21 protein-coding genes and 1 pseudogene are annotated in these 19175 nt (G+C 69.9%); 12 read left to right on the forward strand and 10 right to left on the reverse strand.

Annotated features, from left to right (window positions below):
- Positions 1-368: 368 nt before the first annotated feature.
- Genes ABZ477_RS18815 through pdhA form a run of 3 tightly spaced genes read right to left on the reverse strand, consistent with a single transcriptional unit; the run spans position 369 to position 3990 of the window.
- Complete coding sequence (locus ABZ477_RS18815; RefSeq protein ID WP_360136319.1) at positions 369-1841, reverse strand: dihydrolipoamide acetyltransferase family protein; 1473 nt, start codon at positions 1839-1841, stop codon at positions 369-371.
- On the reverse strand, positions 1838-2851 hold the full coding sequence (locus ABZ477_RS18820) for an alpha-ketoacid dehydrogenase subunit beta (RefSeq protein WP_360136321.1): 1014 nt from the start codon (positions 2849-2851) through the stop codon (positions 1838-1840). Before ABZ477_RS18820 ends, ABZ477_RS18815 begins: the two co-directional genes overlap by 4 nt.
- On the reverse strand, positions 2848-3990 hold the full coding sequence (pdhA, locus tag ABZ477_RS18825) for a pyruvate dehydrogenase (acetyl-transferring) E1 component subunit alpha (RefSeq protein WP_360136323.1): 1143 nt from the start codon (positions 3988-3990) through the stop codon (positions 2848-2850). The genes ABZ477_RS18820 and pdhA overlap by 4 nt, the downstream gene beginning before the upstream one ends.
- A gap of 167 nt (positions 3991-4157) precedes the next feature.
- Here pdhA and ABZ477_RS18830 point away from each other — a divergent pair, with 167 nt between their 5' ends.
- Complete coding sequence (locus tag ABZ477_RS18830; RefSeq protein WP_360136325.1) at positions 4158-4631, forward strand: Lrp/AsnC family transcriptional regulator; 474 nt, start codon at positions 4158-4160, stop codon at positions 4629-4631.
- Here the strand turns inward: ABZ477_RS18830 and ABZ477_RS18835 are convergent.
- Complete coding sequence (locus tag ABZ477_RS18835; RefSeq protein ID WP_360136327.1) at positions 4603-5583, reverse strand: DMT family transporter; 981 nt, start codon at positions 5581-5583, stop codon at positions 4603-4605. The genes ABZ477_RS18830 and ABZ477_RS18835 overlap by 29 nt on opposite strands.
- A gap of 70 nt (positions 5584-5653) precedes the next feature.
- Here ABZ477_RS18835 and ABZ477_RS18840 point away from each other — a divergent pair, with 70 nt between their 5' ends.
- Positions 5654-6208 (forward strand): CGNR zinc finger domain-containing protein, encoded by a 555-nt coding sequence (locus tag ABZ477_RS18840; RefSeq protein WP_360136329.1) that lies wholly within the window; start codon positions 5654-5656, stop codon positions 6206-6208.
- On the opposite strand, the gene ABZ477_RS18845 is transcribed toward ABZ477_RS18840, so the two are convergent.
- Positions 6168-7067: an alpha/beta hydrolase gene (locus tag ABZ477_RS18845; RefSeq protein WP_360136331.1), complete on the reverse strand. Its 900-nt coding sequence runs from the start codon at positions 7065-7067 to the stop codon at positions 6168-6170. The two genes, ABZ477_RS18840 and ABZ477_RS18845, sit on opposite strands and share 41 nt — an antisense overlap.
- A 116-nt stretch (positions 7068-7183) precedes the next feature.
- On the opposite strand from ABZ477_RS18845, the gene ABZ477_RS18850 reads away from it, so the two are divergent.
- Positions 7184-7900 carry a 3'-5' exonuclease gene (locus ABZ477_RS18850; RefSeq protein WP_360136333.1) on the forward strand — a complete coding sequence of 239 codons (717 nt, stop codon included), beginning with the start codon at positions 7184-7186 and terminating at the stop codon, positions 7898-7900.
- Between the two features lie 48 nt (positions 7901-7948).
- On the opposite strand, the gene ABZ477_RS18855 is transcribed toward ABZ477_RS18850, so the two are convergent.
- The 3 genes from ABZ477_RS18855 to glgA all read right to left on the reverse strand — a co-directional run bounded on the left by ABZ477_RS18855 (position 7949) and on the right by glgA (position 10315).
- Positions 7949-8200 carry a type B 50S ribosomal protein L31 gene (locus tag ABZ477_RS18855; protein WP_360136335.1) on the reverse strand — a complete coding sequence of 84 codons (252 nt, stop codon included), beginning with the start codon at positions 8198-8200 and terminating at the stop codon, positions 7949-7951.
- Positions 8201-8326: 126 nt separating this feature from the next.
- A complete protein-coding gene (locus tag ABZ477_RS18860; RefSeq protein ID WP_360136337.1) occupies positions 8327-9112 on the reverse strand; it encodes an ABC transporter ATP-binding protein in 786 nt (261 codons plus the stop codon).
- A 9-nt stretch (positions 9113-9121) separates the two neighbouring features.
- Positions 9122-10315: a glycogen synthase gene (gene glgA, locus ABZ477_RS18865; RefSeq protein WP_360136339.1), complete on the reverse strand. Its 1194-nt coding sequence runs from the start codon at positions 10313-10315 to the stop codon at positions 9122-9124.
- 77 nt (positions 10316-10392) lie between these two features.
- Here glgA and ABZ477_RS18870 point away from each other — a divergent pair, with 77 nt between their 5' ends.
- Genes ABZ477_RS18870 through ABZ477_RS18880 form a run of 3 tightly spaced genes read left to right on the forward strand, consistent with a single transcriptional unit; the run spans position 10393 to position 13051 of the window.
- Complete coding sequence (locus ABZ477_RS18870; RefSeq protein ID WP_360136341.1) at positions 10393-11637, forward strand: glucose-1-phosphate adenylyltransferase; 1245 nt, start codon at positions 10393-10395, stop codon at positions 11635-11637.
- A gap of 43 nt (positions 11638-11680) precedes the next feature.
- On the forward strand, positions 11681-12322 hold the full coding sequence (gene serB, locus ABZ477_RS18875; RefSeq protein WP_360136343.1) for a phosphoserine phosphatase SerB: 642 nt from the start codon (positions 11681-11683) through the stop codon (positions 12320-12322).
- A gap of 33 nt (positions 12323-12355) precedes the next feature.
- Positions 12356-13051: an alpha/beta hydrolase gene (locus ABZ477_RS18880; protein ID WP_360136345.1), complete on the forward strand. Its 696-nt coding sequence runs from the start codon at positions 12356-12358 to the stop codon at positions 13049-13051.
- A 21-nt stretch (positions 13052-13072) separates the two neighbouring features.
- Here the strand turns inward: ABZ477_RS18880 and fabG are convergent, their stop codons facing one another.
- The gene (gene fabG, locus ABZ477_RS18885) at positions 13073-13783 is read right to left on the reverse strand and encodes a 3-oxoacyl-ACP reductase FabG (protein WP_360136347.1); all 711 of its coding nucleotides are present in this window, start codon (positions 13781-13783) and stop codon (positions 13073-13075) included.
- Positions 13784-13893: 110 nt separating this feature from the next.
- Here fabG and ABZ477_RS18890 point away from each other — a divergent pair, with 110 nt between their 5' ends.
- The 5 genes from ABZ477_RS18890 to ABZ477_RS18910 all read left to right on the forward strand — a co-directional run bounded on the left by ABZ477_RS18890 (position 13894) and on the right by ABZ477_RS18910 (position 17569).
- On the forward strand, positions 13894-14379 hold the full coding sequence (locus tag ABZ477_RS18890) for a DUF4190 domain-containing protein (protein ID WP_360136349.1): 486 nt from the start codon (positions 13894-13896) through the stop codon (positions 14377-14379).
- 45 nt (positions 14380-14424) lie between these two features.
- Positions 14425-14808 (forward strand): DUF3099 domain-containing protein, encoded by a 384-nt coding sequence (locus tag ABZ477_RS18895; protein WP_360136351.1) that lies wholly within the window; start codon positions 14425-14427, stop codon positions 14806-14808.
- Positions 14805-15023, forward strand: coding sequence for a hypothetical protein (locus ABZ477_RS18900; RefSeq protein WP_360136353.1), 219 nt, complete (start codon positions 14805-14807; stop codon positions 15021-15023). Before ABZ477_RS18895 ends, ABZ477_RS18900 begins: the two co-directional genes overlap by 4 nt.
- Complete coding sequence (locus ABZ477_RS18905; RefSeq protein ID WP_360136355.1) at positions 15020-15892, forward strand: SURF1 family cytochrome oxidase biogenesis protein; 873 nt, start codon at positions 15020-15022, stop codon at positions 15890-15892. The genes ABZ477_RS18900 and ABZ477_RS18905 overlap by 4 nt, the downstream gene beginning before the upstream one ends.
- A 489-nt stretch (positions 15893-16381) precedes the next feature.
- On the forward strand, positions 16382-17569 hold the full coding sequence (locus ABZ477_RS18910) for an IS110 family transposase (protein WP_360136356.1): 1188 nt from the start codon (positions 16382-16384) through the stop codon (positions 17567-17569).
- 7 nt (positions 17570-17576) lie between these two features.
- Here ABZ477_RS18910 and ABZ477_RS18915 read toward each other — a convergent pair.
- Positions 17577-17867, reverse strand: a pseudogene (locus ABZ477_RS18915) (IS30 family transposase); the annotation flags it as partial.
- A 238-nt stretch (positions 17868-18105) separates the two neighbouring features.
- Here ABZ477_RS18915 and ABZ477_RS18920 point away from each other — a divergent pair.
- Entirely contained in the window at positions 18106-19116 is a 1011-nt protein-coding gene (locus tag ABZ477_RS18920) for an IS110 family transposase (protein ID WP_360136358.1), read from the forward strand.
- Positions 19117-19175: the final 59 nt, after the last annotated feature.

The following is a 19175-nucleotide window of genomic DNA, read 5'->3' on the forward strand; positions in this document are numbered from 1 at the left end:
CTCGGACGTACCCAACTCCGGCTGACTGCGCCGCGAGTCGACCCCGACGAAGCGCCGCGCGGCGTGTCGTCCCAGACAGCCGGAGTTCGGGACGCGCGGGAGCGCGCCGGGATAAGAGATGCCGAGAGCGCGCCGGGATGCGGGATGCCGCGGCCCGGCGAGCCCTGGCGCCTGGCTCGGACGTACCCAACTCCGGCTGACTGCGCCGCGAGTCGACCCCGACGAAGCGCCGCGCGGCGTGTCGTCCCAGACAGCCGGAGTTCGGGACGCGTGGAAGCGCGCCGGGATCAGGGATGCCGAGAGCGCGCCGCGATCAGGGATGCCGCGCCGCCGGCTCAGCCTGCGACGCGGCATCCCGCTCCCCCAAGTCAGCGCATGAGCATCGCGCGGCCCGGCTCGCGGAGGATCGCTCCGACGTCGGCCAGGAAGCGCGCACCCTGCTCACCATCCACGAGGCGATGGTCGAACGAGAGCGCGAGCGTCATGACATCGCGCAGCGCGATCTCGCCGCGGTGCTCCCAGGGCTGGCGCCGGACGGCGCCCAGTGCGAGGATGCCCGCTTCGCCGGGGTTCAGGATCGGCGTTCCGGCGTCGACGCCGAAGACGCCCACGTTCGTGATCGAGAAGGTCCCGTTCATCATGTCGGCGGGCGACGTCTTGCCGGCGCGAGCCGTCTCGGCGAGACCGCCGATGGCGTCGGCGAGCTCGACGAGCGTGAGCGCGTCGGCGTCCCGGACGTTCGGGACGACGAGACCGCGCTGGGTCGCCGCCGCGATCCCGAGGTTCACGTAGCCGAACTCGACGATCTCGCCGTGCTCCTCGTCCCAGCGGGAGTTGAGCTCCGGAGTGCGGGCCAGCGCGAGGCACACGGCCTTCGCCGCGACGGCGAGGATGCCGATGCGGTGGCCCTGGAGCGACCGGTCCGCCTTGAGGGAGGCGATGAGCTCGGTCGTGGCCGTGATGTCCACCGTGAGGAAGGTCGTGACGTGAGGTGCGGTGAAGGCGCTGCGCACCATCGCCTCGGCCGTGTGCTTGCGGACGCCCCGGATCGGGATGCGGCGCTCGCGCTCGACGGCGGATCGCTCGGCGAGGGCTGCCGGAGACGCGGGAGCCGGTTCCGCGTCGACCTCGGCGACTGCGGGCGCCGCCGCGCCGATCCGCTCGGCGTACGCCTCGACGTCGGCGCGCGTGATGAGCCCGTCGGAGCCCGTGGGCTCGACGAGCCCCAGGTCGATCCCGAGATCCTTCGCGAGCTTGCGCACGGGCGGCGTCGACCTCGGCCGCTCGAGCGGCGCCTCGACGACGTCCGGTGCGTGCAGGACATCGTGCGGTGCGGCTTCGAGCACGGCGGTGTCCGCTCCCGCCGAGGAGACGGATGCCGCGGCCACCCGTGCGCGGCGGGTCGGGCGGCCCGCCGCCTGGGGTGCGGCGCCGTAGCCGACGAGGTTGGGCTGTGCCTGGGCGTGCTCCTGGCCCGGCGCGGGTGCTTGTGCCGCGGCGGGCGCTTGTGCCGCGGCGGGAACTTGAGCCGGCGTCTCGGCGGACGCGGCGGCCGCTGCGACCGCGGCGGACCCGGCGTCCGCGGCGGGAGCGGCATCCTCCCCCGGCACGTCGAAGGCGATGAGCACGGAGCCCACCGCGACGATGTCGCCGGCGGCGGCGTGGAGCTTGGAGATGACGCCCGCGTACGGGGACGGCAGCTCGACGACGGCTTTTGCCGTCTCGACCTCCGCGATCGTCTGGTTGAGCGTGACGGTGTCGCCCTCGGCGACGAGCCACTGCACGAGCTCGGCCTCGGGGAGCCCCTCGCCGAGGTCGGGGAGCCGGAATTCGGTGATCACAGGTCAGACACCCCGCTGAGGCTGTTCGGTCGATCCAGGACGCGGTCGACGCCGTCGAGGATGCGATCGAGGTCGGGAAGGTGGTGCTTCTCGAGCTTCGCGGGAGGGTACGGGATGTCGTGGCCCGTCACGCGCACCGGCGCGGCCTCGAGGTGGTTGAAGCACTTCTCCGTGATGCTCGCGATGAGCTCGGCGCCGACGCCGGCCTCGCGGGCCGCCTCGTGCGTCACCACGACGCGGCCCGTCTTGCGGACCGATGCCGTGACGGTGCGGTAGTCGACGGGCGAGATGGAGCGGAGGTCGATGACCTCGATCGAGATGCCCTCGTCCTCCGCGGCCGTCGCGGCGTCCAGCGCCGTGCGCACCTGCGCGCCGTAGGCCAGGAGAGTGACGTCGCTGCCCTCGCGCGCGATGCGGGCGAGCCCCATGGGGGCGGCGTCCGCGAGGTCGGCGCCGAGGTCGACCTCGCCCTTCGAGTGGTACAGGCGCTTGGGCTCGAAGTAGACGACGGGGTCGTCGCACGCGATGGCCTGGCGCAGCATGACGTAGGCGTCCTGCGGATTGGAGACCGCGATGACGCGCAGGCCCGACGTGTGCACGAAGTACGCCTCGGGCGACTCGGAGTGGTGCTCCGCCGCGCCGACGCCGCCCGCCCACGGGATGCGGATCGTGATGGGCATCTTCACGTTGCCGCGCGTGCGGTAGTGCAGCTTGGCGACCTGGCACACGATCTGGTCGAACGCGGGGTACACGAATCCGTCGAACTGGATCTCGACGACAGGGCGGTAGCCGCGGAAGGCCAGGCCCACGGCCGTGCCCATGATCCCCGACTCCGCGAGGGGCGTGTCCACGACCCGCTGCGCGCCGAACTCGTCGAGGAGCCCGTCGGTGACGCGGAAGACGCCGCCGAGCTTGCCGATGTCCTCGCCCATGACGAGCACCTTCGGGTCGTCGCTCATCGCCCGCCGCAGGCCTTCGTTGATGGCCTTGGCCATCGTCAGCTCGGTCATCGCGCCGCCTCCGCGGTCGCGGCATCCGTCTGGAATCCCGCGAGGTAGCGGGCGAAGTGGTCGCGCTGCTCGGCGAGACCCGTGTGGGGCTCTTCGTAGACGTGGTCGAAGACGCCGATGGGCTCGCGCGAGACGGCGCCCAGGGCGGCCGCGCGCACGGCGGCACCCAGGCGGTCGGCGTCGGCCGCGACCTCGGCCTGGAAGTCCTCGCCGAACTCGTTCTGCGAGCGCAGGAGCGCCTCGACGCGAGCGATCGGGTCGCGACGGCGCCAGCGCTCGACCTCGTCCTTGTCGCGGTAGCGCGTCGGGTCGTCCGAAGTCGTGTGGGGACCCATGCGGTACGTGACGGCCTCGATGAACGTGGGGCCGCCGCCGCGGCGCGCGTGGTCGACCGCCCACCGCATGGCCGCGAGGCTCGCCAGGACGTCGTTGCCGTCGATGCGCATGCTCGGGATGCCGAAGCCCGGCGCGCGGCCCGCGATCGGGAACTTCGCCTGGACGGCGACGGGCTCCGAGATCGCCCACTGGTTGTTCGTGCAGACGAACACGACGGGCGCGCGGAACGACGAGGCGAAGACCATGGCTTCGTTGACGTCGCCCTGGCTGGACGCGCCGTCGCCGAAGTAGGCGGCGGCGACCTGGTCCGTGCCGTCGCGCTGGATGCCCATCGCGTAGCCGACGGCGTGCAGGCTCTGCGCTCCGATGATGATCTGGGGGGTCGCCGTGCCGATGTCGTAGGGGTTGTACGTGGAGTGCTCCTCGCCGCGCCACGCGATCACGAAGTCGGCGGGCTTGGCACCGCGGACGTGCTGCACGCCGATCTCGCGGTAGCTCGGGAAGGCGAAGTCGTCTCCGCGCAGCGCGTGCGCGGTGCCCACCTGCACGCCCTCCTGGCCCTGGCACGGCGCCCAGAGGCCGAGCTGCCCCTGCCGCTGGAGGGCGACGCCCTCCGTGTCGATGCGGCGCACGAGCACCATGTCGCGGTAGAGCCCGCGCAGCGTCTCGGCGTCGACGTCGGCGACCCAGCGGTCGAGCTCAGGATCGGCGACGCGTTCGCCGTCCTCGTTCACGAGCCGAGCGACGTCGTCGACGTCTGTCGCGAGATCCGTCTGTGGTGTGAGGGTGTGCATCGTCGTCATCCCTTCGCGGGGAGACCAGCCTTCGTGGAGCGGTCCCCTTCGGAGCGCCGGCAGCGTCGCCGACATGGCTGAGACTACGTCGATCTTGCACCTCGCTCAAGTATGCTCGATTCACTTGAGCATGTTGCGCAACACCTCCCCCTCGCATCGTGCTAATCTTTCGCACTATGAGCACCCTCGATCGAGTCGACCTCGAGCTCCTCTCGGCCCTCTCCCAGGATCCGCGAGCCACCGTCGTCGCGCTGTCCGACAAGCTCGGGATGTCGCGCAACACGGTGCAGGCACGCATGGGGCGGCTCGAGCGCGCGGGCGTCTTCCTCTCCTACGAGCGCGCGATCTCATCCGCCGCCCTGGGGTTCCCGATCGAGGCGTTCGTGAGTGTCATCGTGCGCCAGGCGGACCTCCCCCGCATCAGCCAGGAGCTCCAGCACATCCCTGAGATCGTGCAGGTCCACGGGCTCAGCGGACAGGTCGATCTGCTCGTCCGCGTCGCGTGCCGCGACACCCAGCACCTCTTCGACACGGATGCGCGCATCCTCGCGGTCGAGGGCGTCGAGCGCACCGAGACCTCGCTCGTGATGGGCGAGGTGATCGGCTACCGCGTGGCACCGCTCATGGAGCTGGCGCAGCAGGAGTCGTGAGTGCGCCCTCGCGGCGGTCGGCGTCCAGCCGGACGAGGACCACGCCCGCGAGGATGAGCGCGCCGCCCACGAATTGCACGGGTGCGGGCACCTCGCCGAGGAAGAGCCACGCGAACCCGAGCGCGAAGAGGACCTCGGAAAGACCGACGAAGGACGCGACGCGCGAGCCGATCCGCGGCACCGCCATGACCCCGAGGGCGTAGCCGAGCGTCGTGCCGACCGCCGACACCCACATGATCGGGAGGATGCCGGGCACGGTCGCGCCGGCGAGGACCACATCGACGGCCGGCGCCTGGAACGGCATGATCCCCGTCTCGCACAGCACGGCCATGAGCGCCGCTCCCACGAGCAGTCCGCCTGAGGCGAGCGCGAGGGGCGGGAGGTCGCCGCCCGTCCGTTCCGAGATGAGGAAGTACGCGCCGACGCAGACCGCGGCGCCGAGCGCCAGGATCGTGCCGAGCAGGTCGAAGGACGCTCCCGAGATGTCGACGACGAGGACGAGCCCGGAGATCGCGACGACGGATCCGACGACGACCAGGCGTGAGGGGGCCCGGCGCGTCTGGATCCACGCGAGTCCGACGAGCAGGACGGGGGCGAGGTACTGGATGAGAAGGGCCACGGCGACCGGCATCCGCTGCATCGCCGAGAAGAACAGCAGCTGGCATCCGGCGACCGGCACGAGGCCGAACAGGAGCAGCATCCGCCAGTGCCGGCGGAGGAACGACCGCTCCCGGCGGATGGCGCCGATGAGGGCGGGCGCCAGGATCAGCCCCGACACGCCCATGCGCACGAGGAGCGCCGCACCGAGCGACCATCCTGCTTCGAGCAGCGGCTTCACGAACGGGCCGCTGGATGAGAAGGCGAGAGCGGATGCGACCGCCATGATGAGACCGGCCGTACTCACGCGGCGCGTCGACGTAGGTTCGAGCCGAGGCGACGCGGTGGCCGTCATGTCATCCGCCTGTCATGAGTGTCGGAGATTACACTGGTGACAGTACCGGTCCGAAGCGTCAGGAGTCAACATGGTGTTCATCCATGACACAGCGCGCTCGCTCGCGGCCGTCGTCGACCTCGTCAACACCCTCCCCGGGCACGATGATCCGGACCGTCTCACGACGCTCGCCGAGCTCGACGTCTACCTCGAGGCGAACCCCTACACGGGTCGGATCAGGCGCACGCAGGCCGAGCTCGACGCCATCCGCGACATCCGCCCGCGCGTGCGCCGGCTGTGGGATGTCGGACGTGACGACGCCGTTCCGCTTGTGAACGCGATGCTGCGCGACGGCGGCGCGCTCCCCCAGCTCACGACGCACGACGGGTACGACTGGCACATCCACGGGACCTCCGACGACGCGCCGCTCGCGACCCGGATGCTCGTCGAAGCCGCGATGGCGTTCGTCGACGTCATCCGGTCGGACGAGTACGGCCGCGTGCGCGTGTGCTCGGCGGACGACTGCGATGCCGTCTACATCGACTACTCGCGCAACGGCTCCAAGCGCTACTGCGACACCGGCAACTGCGGCAACCGCATGAACGTCAACGCGTACCGGGCTCGGAAGGCGCGAGAAACCGCCTGATCGCCTCGGCGGCGGGAGCCGGCGTCTCGTAGTGGATGAGATGCCCGACATCCGGAATCTCGACGAGCTGCGCGGACGGGAAGAGCGTCGCGAGGTGGCGCTCCGCCTCGATGGGGGTGATGTCGTCCTTCTGGGCCGCGACGAGCAGCGTCGGCTGCGCGATGCGCGGCGCGAATTCACGGACGTCGTGCGACACCGAGGCGAGGAAGGCGTCGTGCAGCACGTCGCGGTCGGCGAAGCGGGAGAAGTAGGTGTCGTGCTGGTCGTGGATGAACCTGCGCAGGTCGCGATCCCGGGTCTTGGCCATCGAGACGCTCATGACCCGCACGATCAGCCCGTTGCGCAGCAGCGCGTCGCCGAGGCCCTTGGGAAGACGCGCCCCGGACCAGTAGTAGAAGACCGCGAGGCGTGTGAGCAGCCCACGCGGGCCCTCGAGCGCGGGCGCGCCGATGGGGTTCACGAGGATGACGCGCGGCGTCTCGAGCCCGCCCGCGACTGCGGCCGCGACGACGATCGAGCCGAACGAGTGGCCGAGGATGATCGCGCCCGGGGCGACCGCGGCGGCGAAGGCCCTCAGCCAGTCGGCGTAGGCACCGAGGTCGTGCCGGCGCCCCGGAAGCGGCGGCGTCTCGCCGAATCCGGGCAGGTCGGGCGAGACGATGCGCACGTCGGGCAGGTGCGCGACGACGGGCTCGAGCCCGTGGTGCTCGCCGCGGAAGCCGTGGACGGCGAGGATCGTGGTCTCGGCGTCCTCCGGCCCGTAGATCCAGTACGCCGTCGTTCCGCCCAGCACCTCGACCTCGCGGCGCACGACGGGGATGGCGGCGAGCAGAGGCGAGTAGGGACTGACGACCGGCACGCCCTCGAGTCTACGGAGCCGCCCTGTGCACGCGCCGCGTGCCTGCCCGGCGATGTCGGACGGCGAGGCCGCGCGCCTGATCGGAAATGTCGGTGGCGGCCCATACCGTGAGCGGCATGGAGCCCCTCGCCCTATTCAGATCACCCGAGTGGAGCCGGCTCATCGGCGTCTTCGACCTCGAGACGACGGGCGTGGACGTCACGTCCGACCGCATCGTCACGGCACATGTCGGGGTGCTGGATGCCGGGGGCACCGTGCTGACGGCGCGCGACTGGCTCGCCGATCCCGGCGTGCCGATCCCCGAGGGCGCGACGGCCGTGCACGGCCTGACGACCGAGCACGCCCGCGCGCACGGACGTCCCGCGCGGGACGTCGTCGGCGAGATCGTCGACGCCCTCCGCGGGATCCTGGATGCCGGCATCCCGATCGTCGCCTACAACGCGCCGTACGACTTCTCGCTGCTCAAGAACGAGGCCGTGCGCCACGGCGTCGAGCCGATCCTCGCGCCCGCGCCCGTCATCGATCCGCTCGTCGTCGACAAGGCGTACGACCGGTGGCGCCGCGGCAAGCGGACCCTCACGGTCGTGGCCCAGCACTACGCCGTGCGGCTCGACGGCGCCCATGAGGCATCCGCGGACGCCGTCGCGGCCGGACGCGTCGCTCAGGCTCTCGCCGAGCGGTACGCGCCGTGGCTGCCGGCGAGCGCGCACGAACTGCACACACGGCAGATCAGCTGGGCGCGCGCTCAGGCCGCGAGCCTCACGGAGTACTTCATCAGCATCGGCCGCCTCGACCCCGACGAGACGGTCGACGGCAGCTGGCCGATCCGCTGAGGGGACGCGAAAGGCCCCGGCATCGCCGGGGCCTTTCGGAACAGCTGCTTACTTCGAGCCGAAGTTCTTGAAGCGCTGGTTGAACTTCTCGACGCGACCGGCCGAGTCCATGATGCGCTGCTTGCCCGTGTAGAACGGGTGCGACGCCGACGAGATCTCGACGTCGATGACCGGGTACTCGACGCCGTCGAGCTCGATCGTCTTGTCGCTCGAAACGGTGGAGCGGGTGAGGAACGTCTCGCCCGAGCCGAGGTCGCGGAACACGACGGCCTTGTACTCGGGGTGGATGTCAGTCTTCATGGGAAGTCCTTCAAGGTGTGGTGCCCTGGATTTTGCCAGGGCGGACGAAGTCTGTGGTGCGAGCGCACCAAAGATCGATCTTACCAGCCCGGAGGCCGTGCTGCGGAATCGGCCGGGCCGGCGCCCTCAGGACGTCGCGCGGGCCGCGTGGCGGCCGTCCTCCGACGTCAGCGTGATGGGCAGCCCGAACGTCGCGGTGAGGTTCTCCGCCGTCAGCGTCTCCTCGATCGGGCCCGCCGCCACGATCCCGCCGTCGCGCAGGAGCAGGACGTGCGTGAAGCCGACCGGGATCTCCTCGACGTGGTGGGTCACCATGATCATGGCGGGCGTCGTGGGCGCCTGCGCGTACCCGCCGAGGAGCTGCAGGAGCTCTTCGCGGGCGCCGAGGTCGAGGCTCGCGGTGGGCTCGTCCAGGAGCAGGAGCTCGGGGTCTGTCATGACGGCACGCGCGATCTGGACGCGCTTCTGCTCGCCGTCGGACAGGGTCCCGAAGGTGCGGTCGGCGAGGTCCTCGAGCTTCCACTCGGCCAGGACGCGCAGCGCGCGGCGCTCGTCGAGGTCCTCGTAGTCCTCGTTCCAGCGCCCGAGCACGGAGAACGCCGCCGTCAGCACGACGTTGATGACGGTCTCGTCCTCCGGGACGATCCTGGCCATGGCGGAGGAGGCGAAGCCGATGCGGGGCCGCAGCTCGAAGACGTCCGTGCGGCCGAGCCGCTCGCCGAGGATCGTCACCGTGCCCGAGGTGGGGTGCAGCAGCGTGTCGGCCAGCTGCAGCAGCGTCGTCTTGCCCGCGCCGTTCGGCCCGAGGATGACCCAGCGCTCGTCGTCGTCGACCGACCAGTTCAGCCGATCGACGATGTCACGGGCGTTTCGGCGGACGACGACGTCGGAGAACTGGAGGACTTGCGCCATGCCGTCAGCCTATCGGCCCTCGCGCGCGACCTCCGCGTACAGGGCCTCGGTCGTCTGCGCGATCGACGCCCAGCTGAAGTCGTTCGCCGCGCGCTCCCGCCCTGCCGCCCCGTAGGCCGCGGCCCGCTCCCGATCCGAGACGACCTCGCTGAGGACGCGCGCGAGGTCGTCGACGAACTTCTCCGGGTCGATGGGCGTTCCCGTGCCGTCCTGCACCTGCTCGATCGGGACGAGCCGCCCTGTCACGCCGTCGACGACGACCTCGGGGATGCCGCCCGTCGCCGTGCCGACGACGGCGGCGCCGCACGCCATCGCCTCGAGGTTCACGATGCCGAGGGGCTCGTAGACGGAGGGGCAGACGAAGGTCGTCGCGGCGGCGAGCAGCGTGCACAGCTCGTGCCGCGACAGCAGCCGGTCGAGCCACACGATGCCCTCGCGGGTCTGCTGGAGCCCCTTCACGAGCTCCTCGACCTCGGCCATGATCTGCGGGGTGTCGGGAGCGCCGGCGCACAGCACGAGCTGGACGTCCGGCGGCAGCTTCTCGGCCGCGCGCAGCAGGTAGGGCAGGCCCTTCTGCCGCGTGATGCGACCGACGAAGACGATCGAGGGCTTCGACGCGTCGACGCCCAGCTGCGCGAGCAGGTCGGGATCCTCGACGGGATGCCACGCCTCGACGTCGATGCCGTTGTAGATGACCCGCACCTTGCCGGGGTCGAGGGACGGGTAGCTGCGCAGGATGTCGGCCTTCATGCCTTCGCTGACTGCGACGATCGCCGCCGCGCCCTCGTATGCCGTCTTCTCGATGTAGCTCGACACGGCGTACCCGCCGCCGAGCTGCTCGGCCTTCCACGGCCTCAGCGGCTCGAGGCTGTGGGCGGTGACGATGTGCGGGATGCCGTGCAGGAGCGACGCGAGATGCCCTGCGAAGTTCGCGTACCACGTGTGACTGTGCACGACGTCGGCGCCCGCGACGTCCGTCACGATCTCGAGGTCGGTGCCGAGGGTCTGGAGGGCCGCGTTGGCCGACGCCAGCTCGGAGGGGACGCCGTAAGCGGTCGTGCCCTCCTCATCGCGCTCCGCGCCGAAGGCCCGCACGCGGACGTCGATCGACTCTCGAAGCGCTTTGACCAGTTCGGTGACGTGCACACCCGCTCCGCCGTAGATCTCGGGCGGGTACTCCTTGGTGACGATGTCCACGCGCATGCCTCGAAACCTAGTACACGTGACGCGCCGGGTATACCCGCTACCCCGGTCCCGACGTGGGCCCTAATGTGGGTCCCATGCCAGCGCAGCCGAAGGTGTTCGGAATCGTCCTCGCAGGTGGCGAGGGGAAGAGATTGATGCCTCTGACGGCGGATCGGGCCAAGCCCGCCGTGCCGTTCGGCGGCCAGTACCGGCTCATCGACTTCGCGATCTCGAATCTCATCAATTCGGGACTCAGACAGATCGTCGTGCTGACCCAGTACAAGTCGCACAGCCTCGACCGCCACATCTCGCAGACGTGGCGCATGTCGGCGCTCCTCGACTCGTACGTGGCCTCCGTGCCGGCGCAGCAGCGCCTCGGCAAGCGGTGGTTCTCGGGGTCGGCCGACGCGATCCTGCAGAGCCTCAACCTCATCAACGACGAGAAGCCCGACATCGTCGTCGTGATCGGCGCGGATCACGTCTACCGGATGGACTTCCGGCAGATGCTCGCGGCGCACATCGAATCCGGCGCGCGGGCCACAGTCGCCGGCATCCGTCAGCCGATCGCGCTCGCGAACCAGTTCGGCGTCATCGACGTCCCGGACGACGACCCCGTGCGCATCCGAGAGTTCCTCGAGAAGCCCCAGAAGCCGACGGGGCTCGCGGACTCCCCCGGTGAGGTGCTCGCATCGATGGGAAACTACATCTTCGACGCCGACGCGCTCATCGAAGCGGTCGAGAGCGACGGCGAACTGCCGACGTCCAACCACGACATGGGCGGCGACATCGTCCCCTACTTCGTCGGACGCGGCGAGGCCGGCGTCTACGACATGAAGCGCAACGACGTGCCTGGGTCCACGGATCGCGATCGCGACTACTGGCGGGACGTCGGCACGATCGACTCGTTCTTCGACGCGCACCAGGACCTCATCTCGACCCTTCCCGTCTTCAACCTGTACAACATGGAGTGGCCGATCCACTCGCAGACGGTCAACTCGCCGCCCGCGAAGTTCGTGCGCGACTCGGTCGGGCGGATGGGCAACGCGATCGATTCGGTCGTCTCGCTCGGCTCGGTGCTGTCGGGGACGCACCTCGAGCGCAGCGTCGTGGGACCGTGGACGCTCTCGGGCGGCGGCGCGACGATCACGGATGCCGTCCTCTTCGACCACGTCCGTGTCGGTGCGGGCGCGCGCGTGCACCGCGCGATCCTCGACAAGAACGTCGTCCTGGCCGACGGCGCGACGGTCGGCGTGGATCGCGAGCGCGACCTCGCCCGTGGGTTCACTGTGACCGACAGCGGCATCACGGTCGTCGGCAAGGGCGCCGTCATCGAGCGCTGACCGCCGTCATCGGGCGCTCCCAGGCCCCGCTACGGTGGAAGTCGTGCCCGCGACATCCTCCCGCTTCCTCGTCGTCCTGGACGCCGACTCGACCCTCATCCGCAATGAGGTCATCGAGCTGATCGCGGACGAGGTCGGGCGGGGCGCCGAGGTCGCCGAGGCGACCGAGGCCGCCATGCGGGGCGAGGTCGACTTCGCGACGAGCCTGCGCTCGCGCGTCAAGGCGCTCGCAGGCGTCCCCGTGTCGGCCTTCGGGCATGTGCTGGCGCGCATCGAGCCGACCCCCGGCGTGCGCGAGCTCACCGCGGCCGTCCACGAGCGCGGCGGCCTCGTCGGCGTCGTCTCCGGCGGCTTCCACGAGATCCTCGACACGATCGCGCCGGAGCTCGGGGCGGACGTGTGGCAGGCCAACCGGCTGGCTGTGACAGGCGGCGTCCTCTCGGGCGAGGTCGACGGGGGCATCGTCGACGCCGAGGTGAAAGCCCGGACCCTGAGCGGCTGGGCGCACGACGCGGGCATCGCGCTGGGCCGCACGATCGCGATCGGCGACGGCGCGAACGACCTTCGGATGATGGCCGTCGCAGGCCTTGGCGTCGCCTTCAATGCCAAGCCCGCCGTCCGCGCGAAGGCGGATGTCGTCGTCGGGCCCGTCGATCTGCGCGAAGTCATCCCGCTGCTGCCCTGACGGATGTCCGACCCCCGGACTAGCGTCGGGGAGATGGACATCATCCTGGTTCCCGGACTCTGGCTCGACGCATCATCGTGGGAGGACGTCGCTCCGGCGCTCGAAGCCGCCGGTCACACACCGCACCCGCTCAGCATGCCGGGGCTCGGCGTTCCCGCACCTGAGTCGGAGTCGATCGGCATCGGGGACTGGGTGGCAGCCGTCGTGACGGAGATCGACGCGCTCGAGGGCGACGTCGTCCTCGTGGGCCACTCCGGCGGCGGCAACGTCGTGTGGGGTGCGGCGGACGCGCGTCCCGACCGCGTCGCGCGCGTCGTCTTCGTCGACTCCGTCCCGACGCCGCCCGGGCAGGGCATCTCCGAGTTCGAGCTCGTCGACGGCGTCGTGCCGTTCCCCGGGTGGGACACGTTCGACGCGCCGGACGTGGAGGACCTCGACCCGGCCACCCGCGAGAAGTGGGCGGCCCGCACGAGCTCGGTGCCGGGCCGCGTGCCGACCGATCCGCTGAGCCTGGCCGACGAACGGCGCTACAGCGTGCCCGTGACCGTCCTGTCCGGCAATGCCGAGGAGGCCGAGTTCCGAGCCGTGCTGGCGAATTGGGGACCGTGGGCCGCCGAGTTCGAGGCGATTCAGGCCGCCGAGGTCGTCAAGCTCGGCACGGGACACTGGCCGCAGTTCTCCCAGCCCGACGAGCTGGCACAGGCGATCCTCGACGCCGTCGACCGCTGACGACCCTGGGCGTGCGCGGGCTCAGTGCCCCATGCCGAGGCCGCCGTCGACCGGGATGACGGCGCCCGAGATGTACGCCGCATCGTCCGAGGCGAGCCACGTCACGACGCCCGCGACCTCGTCCGGGCTCGCGAATCGGCCCGCCGGGATCGTGCTCTTGTACTGCGCCTGCGTCTCATCCGGAAGGGCCGCCGTCATGTCGGTCTCGATGAAGCCGGGAGCCACCACGTTGGCCGTGATGCCGCGGCCGCCGAGCTCGCGCGTCAGCGAGCGCGCGAAGCCGACGAGACCGGCCTTGGACGACGAGTAGTTGATCTGTCCGGGGGATCCGTAGAGCCCTACGACGCTCGAGATCAGGATGACGCGGCCCCACTTGGCGCGCAGCATCCCCTTCGACGCCCGCTTGACGACACGGAAGGCGCCGCCGAGGTTCGTCGCGACGACGCTGTCGAAGTCGTCCTCCGTCATGCGCAGCAGCAGCGTGTCCTTCGTGACGCCCGCGTTCGCGACGACGACCTCGATCGGTCCGAGGGCCGCCTCGACCTCGGAGAAGGCCGCGTCGACGGCCGCGGCATCCGTGACATCGGCACGGACCGTGAGCGTGCCCTCGGGGCCTTCGCCCGAGCGGGCGGTCACCGCCACCTTGTAGCCCTCGGCGACGAAGCGCTCGGCGATGGCGCGGCCGATGCCGCGATTGCCGCCGGTGACGAGGACGACACGGTCTGTGGACATGAGGGCTCCCGGAGAGTCAGAGGCGGACCGCACCAGCCTATCGGCGAGGCCTTTGACAGACTCCCGCGGCGCTGGAACCCTGGAATGAGAGCCGAGGGAAGAGGTCTGCCATGAGTGATCCGACCAACGACGGGACACGCTCCGGCGAAGGCGGTCCGCCGCCCTCCGGCCCGCCCGCTGCTCCCCCCTATGGCCAGCCGGCGCCGCCGGCGTACGGGCAGCCCTCGTCTCCCCCGTACGGGCAGCCGGCACCGCCGGCCGGCTACTCGCCGTACGGCGGCGCGCCGGCCTACAGCGCCGCGCCCGCGTACGGCGCCTACGCGGCACCCAAGACGAACACGCTGGCGATCGTCTCGCTCGTGTCCTCGATCGCGGCGTTCGTCATCCTGCCTTTCATCGGCTCGATCGTCGGAATCATCACGGGGCACATGTCGCTCAGCCAGATCAAGCGCACGGGAGAGCAGGGGCGCGCCCTGGGCCTGTGGGGGACGATCCTCGGCTACGTGGGCATCGGCCTGGCGATCATCGGCACGATCATCTTCGTCGCGTGGCTGAGCTGGTTCACCGTCAACTTCCAGGACTACCGCATGAGCTGATCCGGGGACGCCCGCGGTCGTCGCGCGGCGTACCCTGGAATCATCGTGAAGAACTCCAGCGCTGCCCAATCCGCGACGTCGCTTCCGCGGGCGCCGCGCGACGAGGTGAGCGCGCGCTCGACGCGCTACCTCATCACGATGGGCATCCGCGTGGCGTGCTTCATCCTGATGGTCGCGATCCATCCGTACAGCTGGTACACGTGGGTCTTCGCGGCGGGAGCCGTCTTCCTGCCGTACATCGCCGTCGTGGGCGCCAACGTGGGCCAGGACTCGCGGTCGCGAGCGCCCGAGAACCCCGAGCGGTCGCTCCCCGCGACGCCCTCGCCGAGGCCGACGCCGGCCACCGAGCATCCCGTCATCCGCGTCGACGAGCAGCGGCCCCTCCCGATCGCCGAACGGCCCGACCGCGAACCGGACGCCCCGGAATGACCGCTGCCGACGACGCCGCGATCTGCTCGCGGGCAGCCTGTCGCGCCACGGCGTCGTGGCGCATCGACTGGCGCAATCCGCGCATCCACACCGCGGACCGCCGCAAGACCTGGGTCGCGTGCGACGAGCACGTCGACTACCTGCGCGATTTCCTCGCGACCCGCGACTTCCCCGTCGAGGTCGCGCCCCTCCGGACCGAGAGCGAGCCCGCATGAGTCGTCGGGATGCCCCGGCCGCCGTCCGCTGGACCGTCTACGTCGCGGTAGCGATCGTGTTCGCGATCGCGTGCGCGTTCCTGGCGAACTGGCAGTTCACGCGCAACGCGCACCGATCGGAGCAGCTCGCCCTCATCGAGCAGAACTACGACGCCGACCCGGTGCCGCTCAGCGAGGTCATCGCACCGGGTGAAGATCTCGATCCCGCGGACGAATGGCGTCCGGTCATCCTCGAGGGGTCGTACCTCGCCGAGGAGGAGCTCCTCGTCCGCAACCGCGCGCACGGCGGGACGGCGGCCTTCGAGGTGCTGGTGCCTTTCCAGCTCGAGGACGGCACCGTGCTGCTGGTGGATCGGGGCTGGGTGCCGCCCGGCGAGGAGCAGGCCGAGCCCGACGTGATCCCCGCCCCGCCCGCGGGGGAGGTGACGGTGATCGTGCGGCTGCGGCCGGGCGAGCCGCTCCCTGCGTCGGGCCGTTCCGCCCCCGAGGGCCAGGTTCCGACGATCCACCTGCCGACCGTCGCGGCCGCGATCGACCCCGCGGCCGGCGAGGCACTCGAGCTGAGCGCGTTCGGCGTCATGGACTCCGAGGATCCGGCGCCTCCCACGCGGCCCGAGCCGCTCGAAGAGCCGTCGGCCGATCCCGGTCCGCACCTCTCCTACGCGATCCAGTGGATCCTTTTCGCCCTCATGGGCTTCGTCTTCATCGGCTACATCATCCGCACCGAGCGGGCGCATCGCCGCGAAGACGCCGAGGCGGCCGCACGCGGCGAGGTGCCGGCATCCCGTCACGATGCTCCGGCGAAGCCGCGCCGCCGTGATCGCGACGCCGAGGACGAGGACGCGCTGGTCGACTCGAACGGTCGCTGACCTCAGCTGCAGGCTTCCTCAGCCATCGGTTCGTCTCCGTCGAATGCGGCGCGGGATGCGGGCGGATTCAGGGTGCCAACGCAACACCGGTGATCAGTTGGTTCAGCTTCTCACTTGGGGTGTGGAACCCGAGGGTCTGGCGTGGCCGGGTGTTGAGGAGTCGCTGGGTTTCGGCGAGGTCGGCGTTGCTGACCTGAGTGAAGTCGGTGCCCTTGGGGTAGAAGTCGCGGATCAGGCCGTTGGTGTTCCTTACGGTGAAAGAGCGCGGATCGGGGGCGTCGTGAGTCCTCGACCGGCCCGGAGACACCGGGTATGGCTCGTTTGTGTTCGCCGCCGTGAGGTCGGCTCAACGAGATTGGCCGCCCGGTGTCTCGCAACGGCTCGACCGCTGATTGAGATACGCGATCCATCGCTTTTGTAAGGAACCGTCGGCATAGTCGTTTGCTCGGGATCGGGAATACGCCGCGCCCGAACCGAGGAAGGGCGAACGTGTCCCGATTCTGGGCTGGCGTCGACGCCGGCAAGTACCACCATCACTGCGTGCTCATCGACGACGACGGCAAGCCCCTGCTGTCGCGCCGCGTGCCCAACGACGAGCAGGAGCTGCTCCACCTGATCGTCGAGGTGTGTGAACTCGGCGGTGGGGCGGTCCGCTGGGCGACGGATTTGAATCATGGTGGTGCCGCGTTGCTGATCGCCTTGCTCGCCAGCCATGGTCAGGAGCTGCTCTATATCCCGGGAAGGACCGTCCATCACGCGTCGCGGACGTATCGCGGAGACGGGAAGACAGACGCGAAGGACGCCGCCGTCATTGCCGATCAGGCTCGCATGCGACGAGACCTGCAAGAACTGCGATCCGGCGACGCGATTAGCGCCAGTCTTCGAGTCCTCACCGCCCGACGAGCCGATCTCGTCACAGACCGAACCCGTGCGTTCAACCGTCTGCGGGCAACGCTCCTGGAGTACTTCCCTGCGCTCGAGGCCGCGTTCGACTACGCGAACACACGAGCCGCGGTCGTACTGCTCACTCGGTATCAGACCGCGACCGGGTTACGTCGGGCAGGCAAGAAGCGGATCGCGACCTGGCTCACGAAACAGAGCTGCAGGGGCGCCGACGCGATCGCCGAGACGGCCGTGACAGCGGCGGAGGCGCAGTACACCGTGATCGGTTCTGAGGTCGTTTCCGCAGAGATCGTCGCGGCCCTGGCCGTCGAGATCGAACGGCTCAGCGAGAGCGTGCAAAGCCTGGACCGGCAGATCGAGGCCCTCTTCCGCACGCATCCGCAGGCTGAGATCCTGCTGAGCCTGCCCGGGTTCGGGCCGCGATTGGCGGCCGAGTTCATCGGTGCCGTTGGCGTTGGAATCGAGAGCATCGAAAGCGCTGACCGCTTGGCGGGTATCGCCGGTCTCGCACCCGTCCCACGCGACTCCGGGCGCATCACCGGCAACCACCATCGCCCGCACCGCTACGACCGGCGACTGCTCCGAGCCTGCTACCTGTCCGCCCAATCAGCCGCACGATACTGCCCGAGATCTCGCGCCTACTACGAGAAGAAGCGTGCCGAAGGGAAGAACCACAAGCAGGCGGTGCTCGCCCTTGCCCGCCGACGAATCAACGTGATCTGGGCCATGCTCCGCGACAACCAGCCCTACCGCGTCGCCGAGATCACGGCTTGACAGGACGATTGAGATTCTCGTTCGTGCCGCGCTGCCACGGTGAGTGCGGGTCGCAGAAGAACACCCGGCAGTGCGTCGCCATCGTGAAACGGGCGTGCTGGGCCATCTCGGTGCCTTGGTCCCAGGTGATGGTGCGCAGCAGGTCTGCGGGCAGGTCCGTGATCATGCCCTTGAGCACGTCGATCACCGTCGACGAGTCGCGCACCCCGGGCAGCCGGCCCAGCAGCGCATACCGGGTCTGGCGCTCCACGAGCGTAACGATGCCTGAGTTGTTGGGGCCCACGACAAGGTCTCCCTCCTTACGTTGTTGTCGAGGCCGGAGTGAGCTGGCGTAGCGTTCCGGTCACCCTCGGGCTGCGGGTATGGCTCAGTTGTCTCCCTGCCGGTTGGACGGCTCACTGGGAATGGCCGCCCGTTGCCCGTCGATGGCTCGACCGCTGATTGAGAATTGCGACATCGATCGTTGGGTAAGGACGTGCCGGCGCGGTCATCGACAAGGGCAAGCCAAATTCGTCTGATCGAGAGGACCCCACCCGATGCCGACAGTCTGGGCCGGAATCGACGCCGGCAAACGCACCCATCATTGCGTCGTGATCGACCACGAAGGAGCGGTCTTGTGGTCCGCAAAGATCGGCAATGACGAGACCGCCTTGCTCGACATGATCGCCTTCGTGATCGAGCTGGCGAGTGACGGCGAGGTCTGCTGGGCGACCGATCTGACCGATGGTGGCGCAGCGTTGTTGATCGCGTTGCTCGCCGCGCATGGGCAGCAGCTGCTCTACATCCCGGGCAGAATCGTGCACCACGCCGCGGCCACGTATCGCGGTGACGGGAAGACGGACGCGAAGGACGCCCGGATCATCGCCGATCAGGCACGCATGCGCACCGACCTTCAACCCGTGCGAATCGCCAACCAGGTCGCCGTCGACCTGCGCCTGCTGACCTCGCACCGTCTCGACGTGGTCCACGACCGGGTCCGAGCCATCAACAGGCTGCGCGCCGTGATGCTCGAGTACTTCCCTGCATTGGAACGGGCATTCGACTACAAGAAGAACAAGGCCGCGCTCGTGCTGCTGTCCCACTACGCGACCCCAGAGAGTCTCCGACGCATCGGCGCGACGCGGCTCGCCGCCTGGCTGAAGGCGCGCGGCTGCCGCAACAGTTCCGGTGTCGCGAAGAGCGCCATTGATGCCGCCCTCGAGCAGACCACCACCCTCCCGGCGCAGGCGGTCGGGTCGGCGCTGGTGACCAAGCTCGCCGCCACGATCGCGGCGATTGACGAGGACCTCGCCCGCATCGACGCGCAGATCACCGAACACGTCGCCGCCCACGACGGCGCCCAGCTCCTGCTCACAATGCCCGGGTTCGGCCCCGTCCTCGCCGCCACATTCATCGCGCAGATCGGCGGCAGCCTCGAGGCTTTCGAGAATGTCGACCGTCTCGCGTGCGTCGCCGGTCTCGCGCCTGTCCCACGCGACTCCGGACGCATCAACGGGAACCTGCACCGGCCCCGGAGCTTGGCCCGGTTTCCCGGACACCTGAGATGAGGCGATGATCGTCTCGGAAGGAGTCTGTGAGATGCCCGCACCACATTCACCGGAGTTCC

This window comes from Microbacterium sp. NPDC019599 (genome assembly GCF_040632175.1).
Lineage (GTDB): Bacteria > Actinomycetota > Actinomycetes > Actinomycetales > Microbacteriaceae > Microbacterium.

Excerpts from the sequence above, each read along its gene's own strand:
- ABZ477_RS18820 (WP_360136321.1), bottom strand. The coding sequence starts at position 2,851 with ATGACCGAGCTGACGATGGCCAAGGCCATCAACGAAGGCCTGCGGCGG.
- pdhA (WP_360136323.1), bottom strand. The coding sequence starts at position 3,990 with ATGACGACGATGCACACCCTCACACCACAGACGGATCTCGCGACAGAC.
- ABZ477_RS18830 (WP_360136325.1), top strand. The coding sequence starts at position 4,158 with ATGAGCACCCTCGATCGAGTCGACCTCGAGCTCCTCTCGGCCCTCTCC.
- ABZ477_RS18835 (WP_360136327.1), bottom strand. The coding sequence starts at position 5,583 with ATGACGGCCACCGCGTCGCCTCGGCTCGAACCTACGTCGACGCGCCGC.
- ABZ477_RS18840 (WP_360136329.1), top strand. The coding sequence starts at position 5,654 with ATGGTGTTCATCCATGACACAGCGCGCTCGCTCGCGGCCGTCGTCGAC.
- ABZ477_RS18850 (WP_360136333.1), top strand. The coding sequence starts at position 7,184 with ATGGAGCCCCTCGCCCTATTCAGATCACCCGAGTGGAGCCGGCTCATC.
- ABZ477_RS18855 (WP_360136335.1), bottom strand. The coding sequence starts at position 8,200 with ATGAAGACTGACATCCACCCCGAGTACAAGGCCGTCGTGTTCCGCGAC.
- ABZ477_RS18860 (WP_360136337.1), bottom strand. The coding sequence starts at position 9,112 with ATGGCGCAAGTCCTCCAGTTCTCCGACGTCGTCGTCCGCCGAAACGCC.
- glgA (WP_360136339.1), bottom strand. The coding sequence starts at position 10,315 with ATGCGCGTGGACATCGTCACCAAGGAGTACCCGCCCGAGATCTACGGC.
- ABZ477_RS18870 (WP_360136341.1), top strand. The coding sequence starts at position 10,393 with ATGCCAGCGCAGCCGAAGGTGTTCGGAATCGTCCTCGCAGGTGGCGAG.
- ABZ477_RS18880 (WP_360136345.1), top strand. The coding sequence starts at position 12,356 with ATGGACATCATCCTGGTTCCCGGACTCTGGCTCGACGCATCATCGTGG.
- fabG (WP_360136347.1), bottom strand. The coding sequence starts at position 13,783 with ATGTCCACAGACCGTGTCGTCCTCGTCACCGGCGGCAATCGCGGCATC.
- ABZ477_RS18890 (WP_360136349.1), top strand. The coding sequence starts at position 13,894 with ATGAGTGATCCGACCAACGACGGGACACGCTCCGGCGAAGGCGGTCCG.
- ABZ477_RS18900 (WP_360136353.1), top strand. The coding sequence starts at position 14,805 with ATGACCGCTGCCGACGACGCCGCGATCTGCTCGCGGGCAGCCTGTCGC.
- ABZ477_RS18905 (WP_360136355.1), top strand. The coding sequence starts at position 15,020 with ATGAGTCGTCGGGATGCCCCGGCCGCCGTCCGCTGGACCGTCTACGTC.
- ABZ477_RS18920 (WP_360136358.1), top strand. The coding sequence starts at position 18,106 with ATGCCGACAGTCTGGGCCGGAATCGACGCCGGCAAACGCACCCATCAT.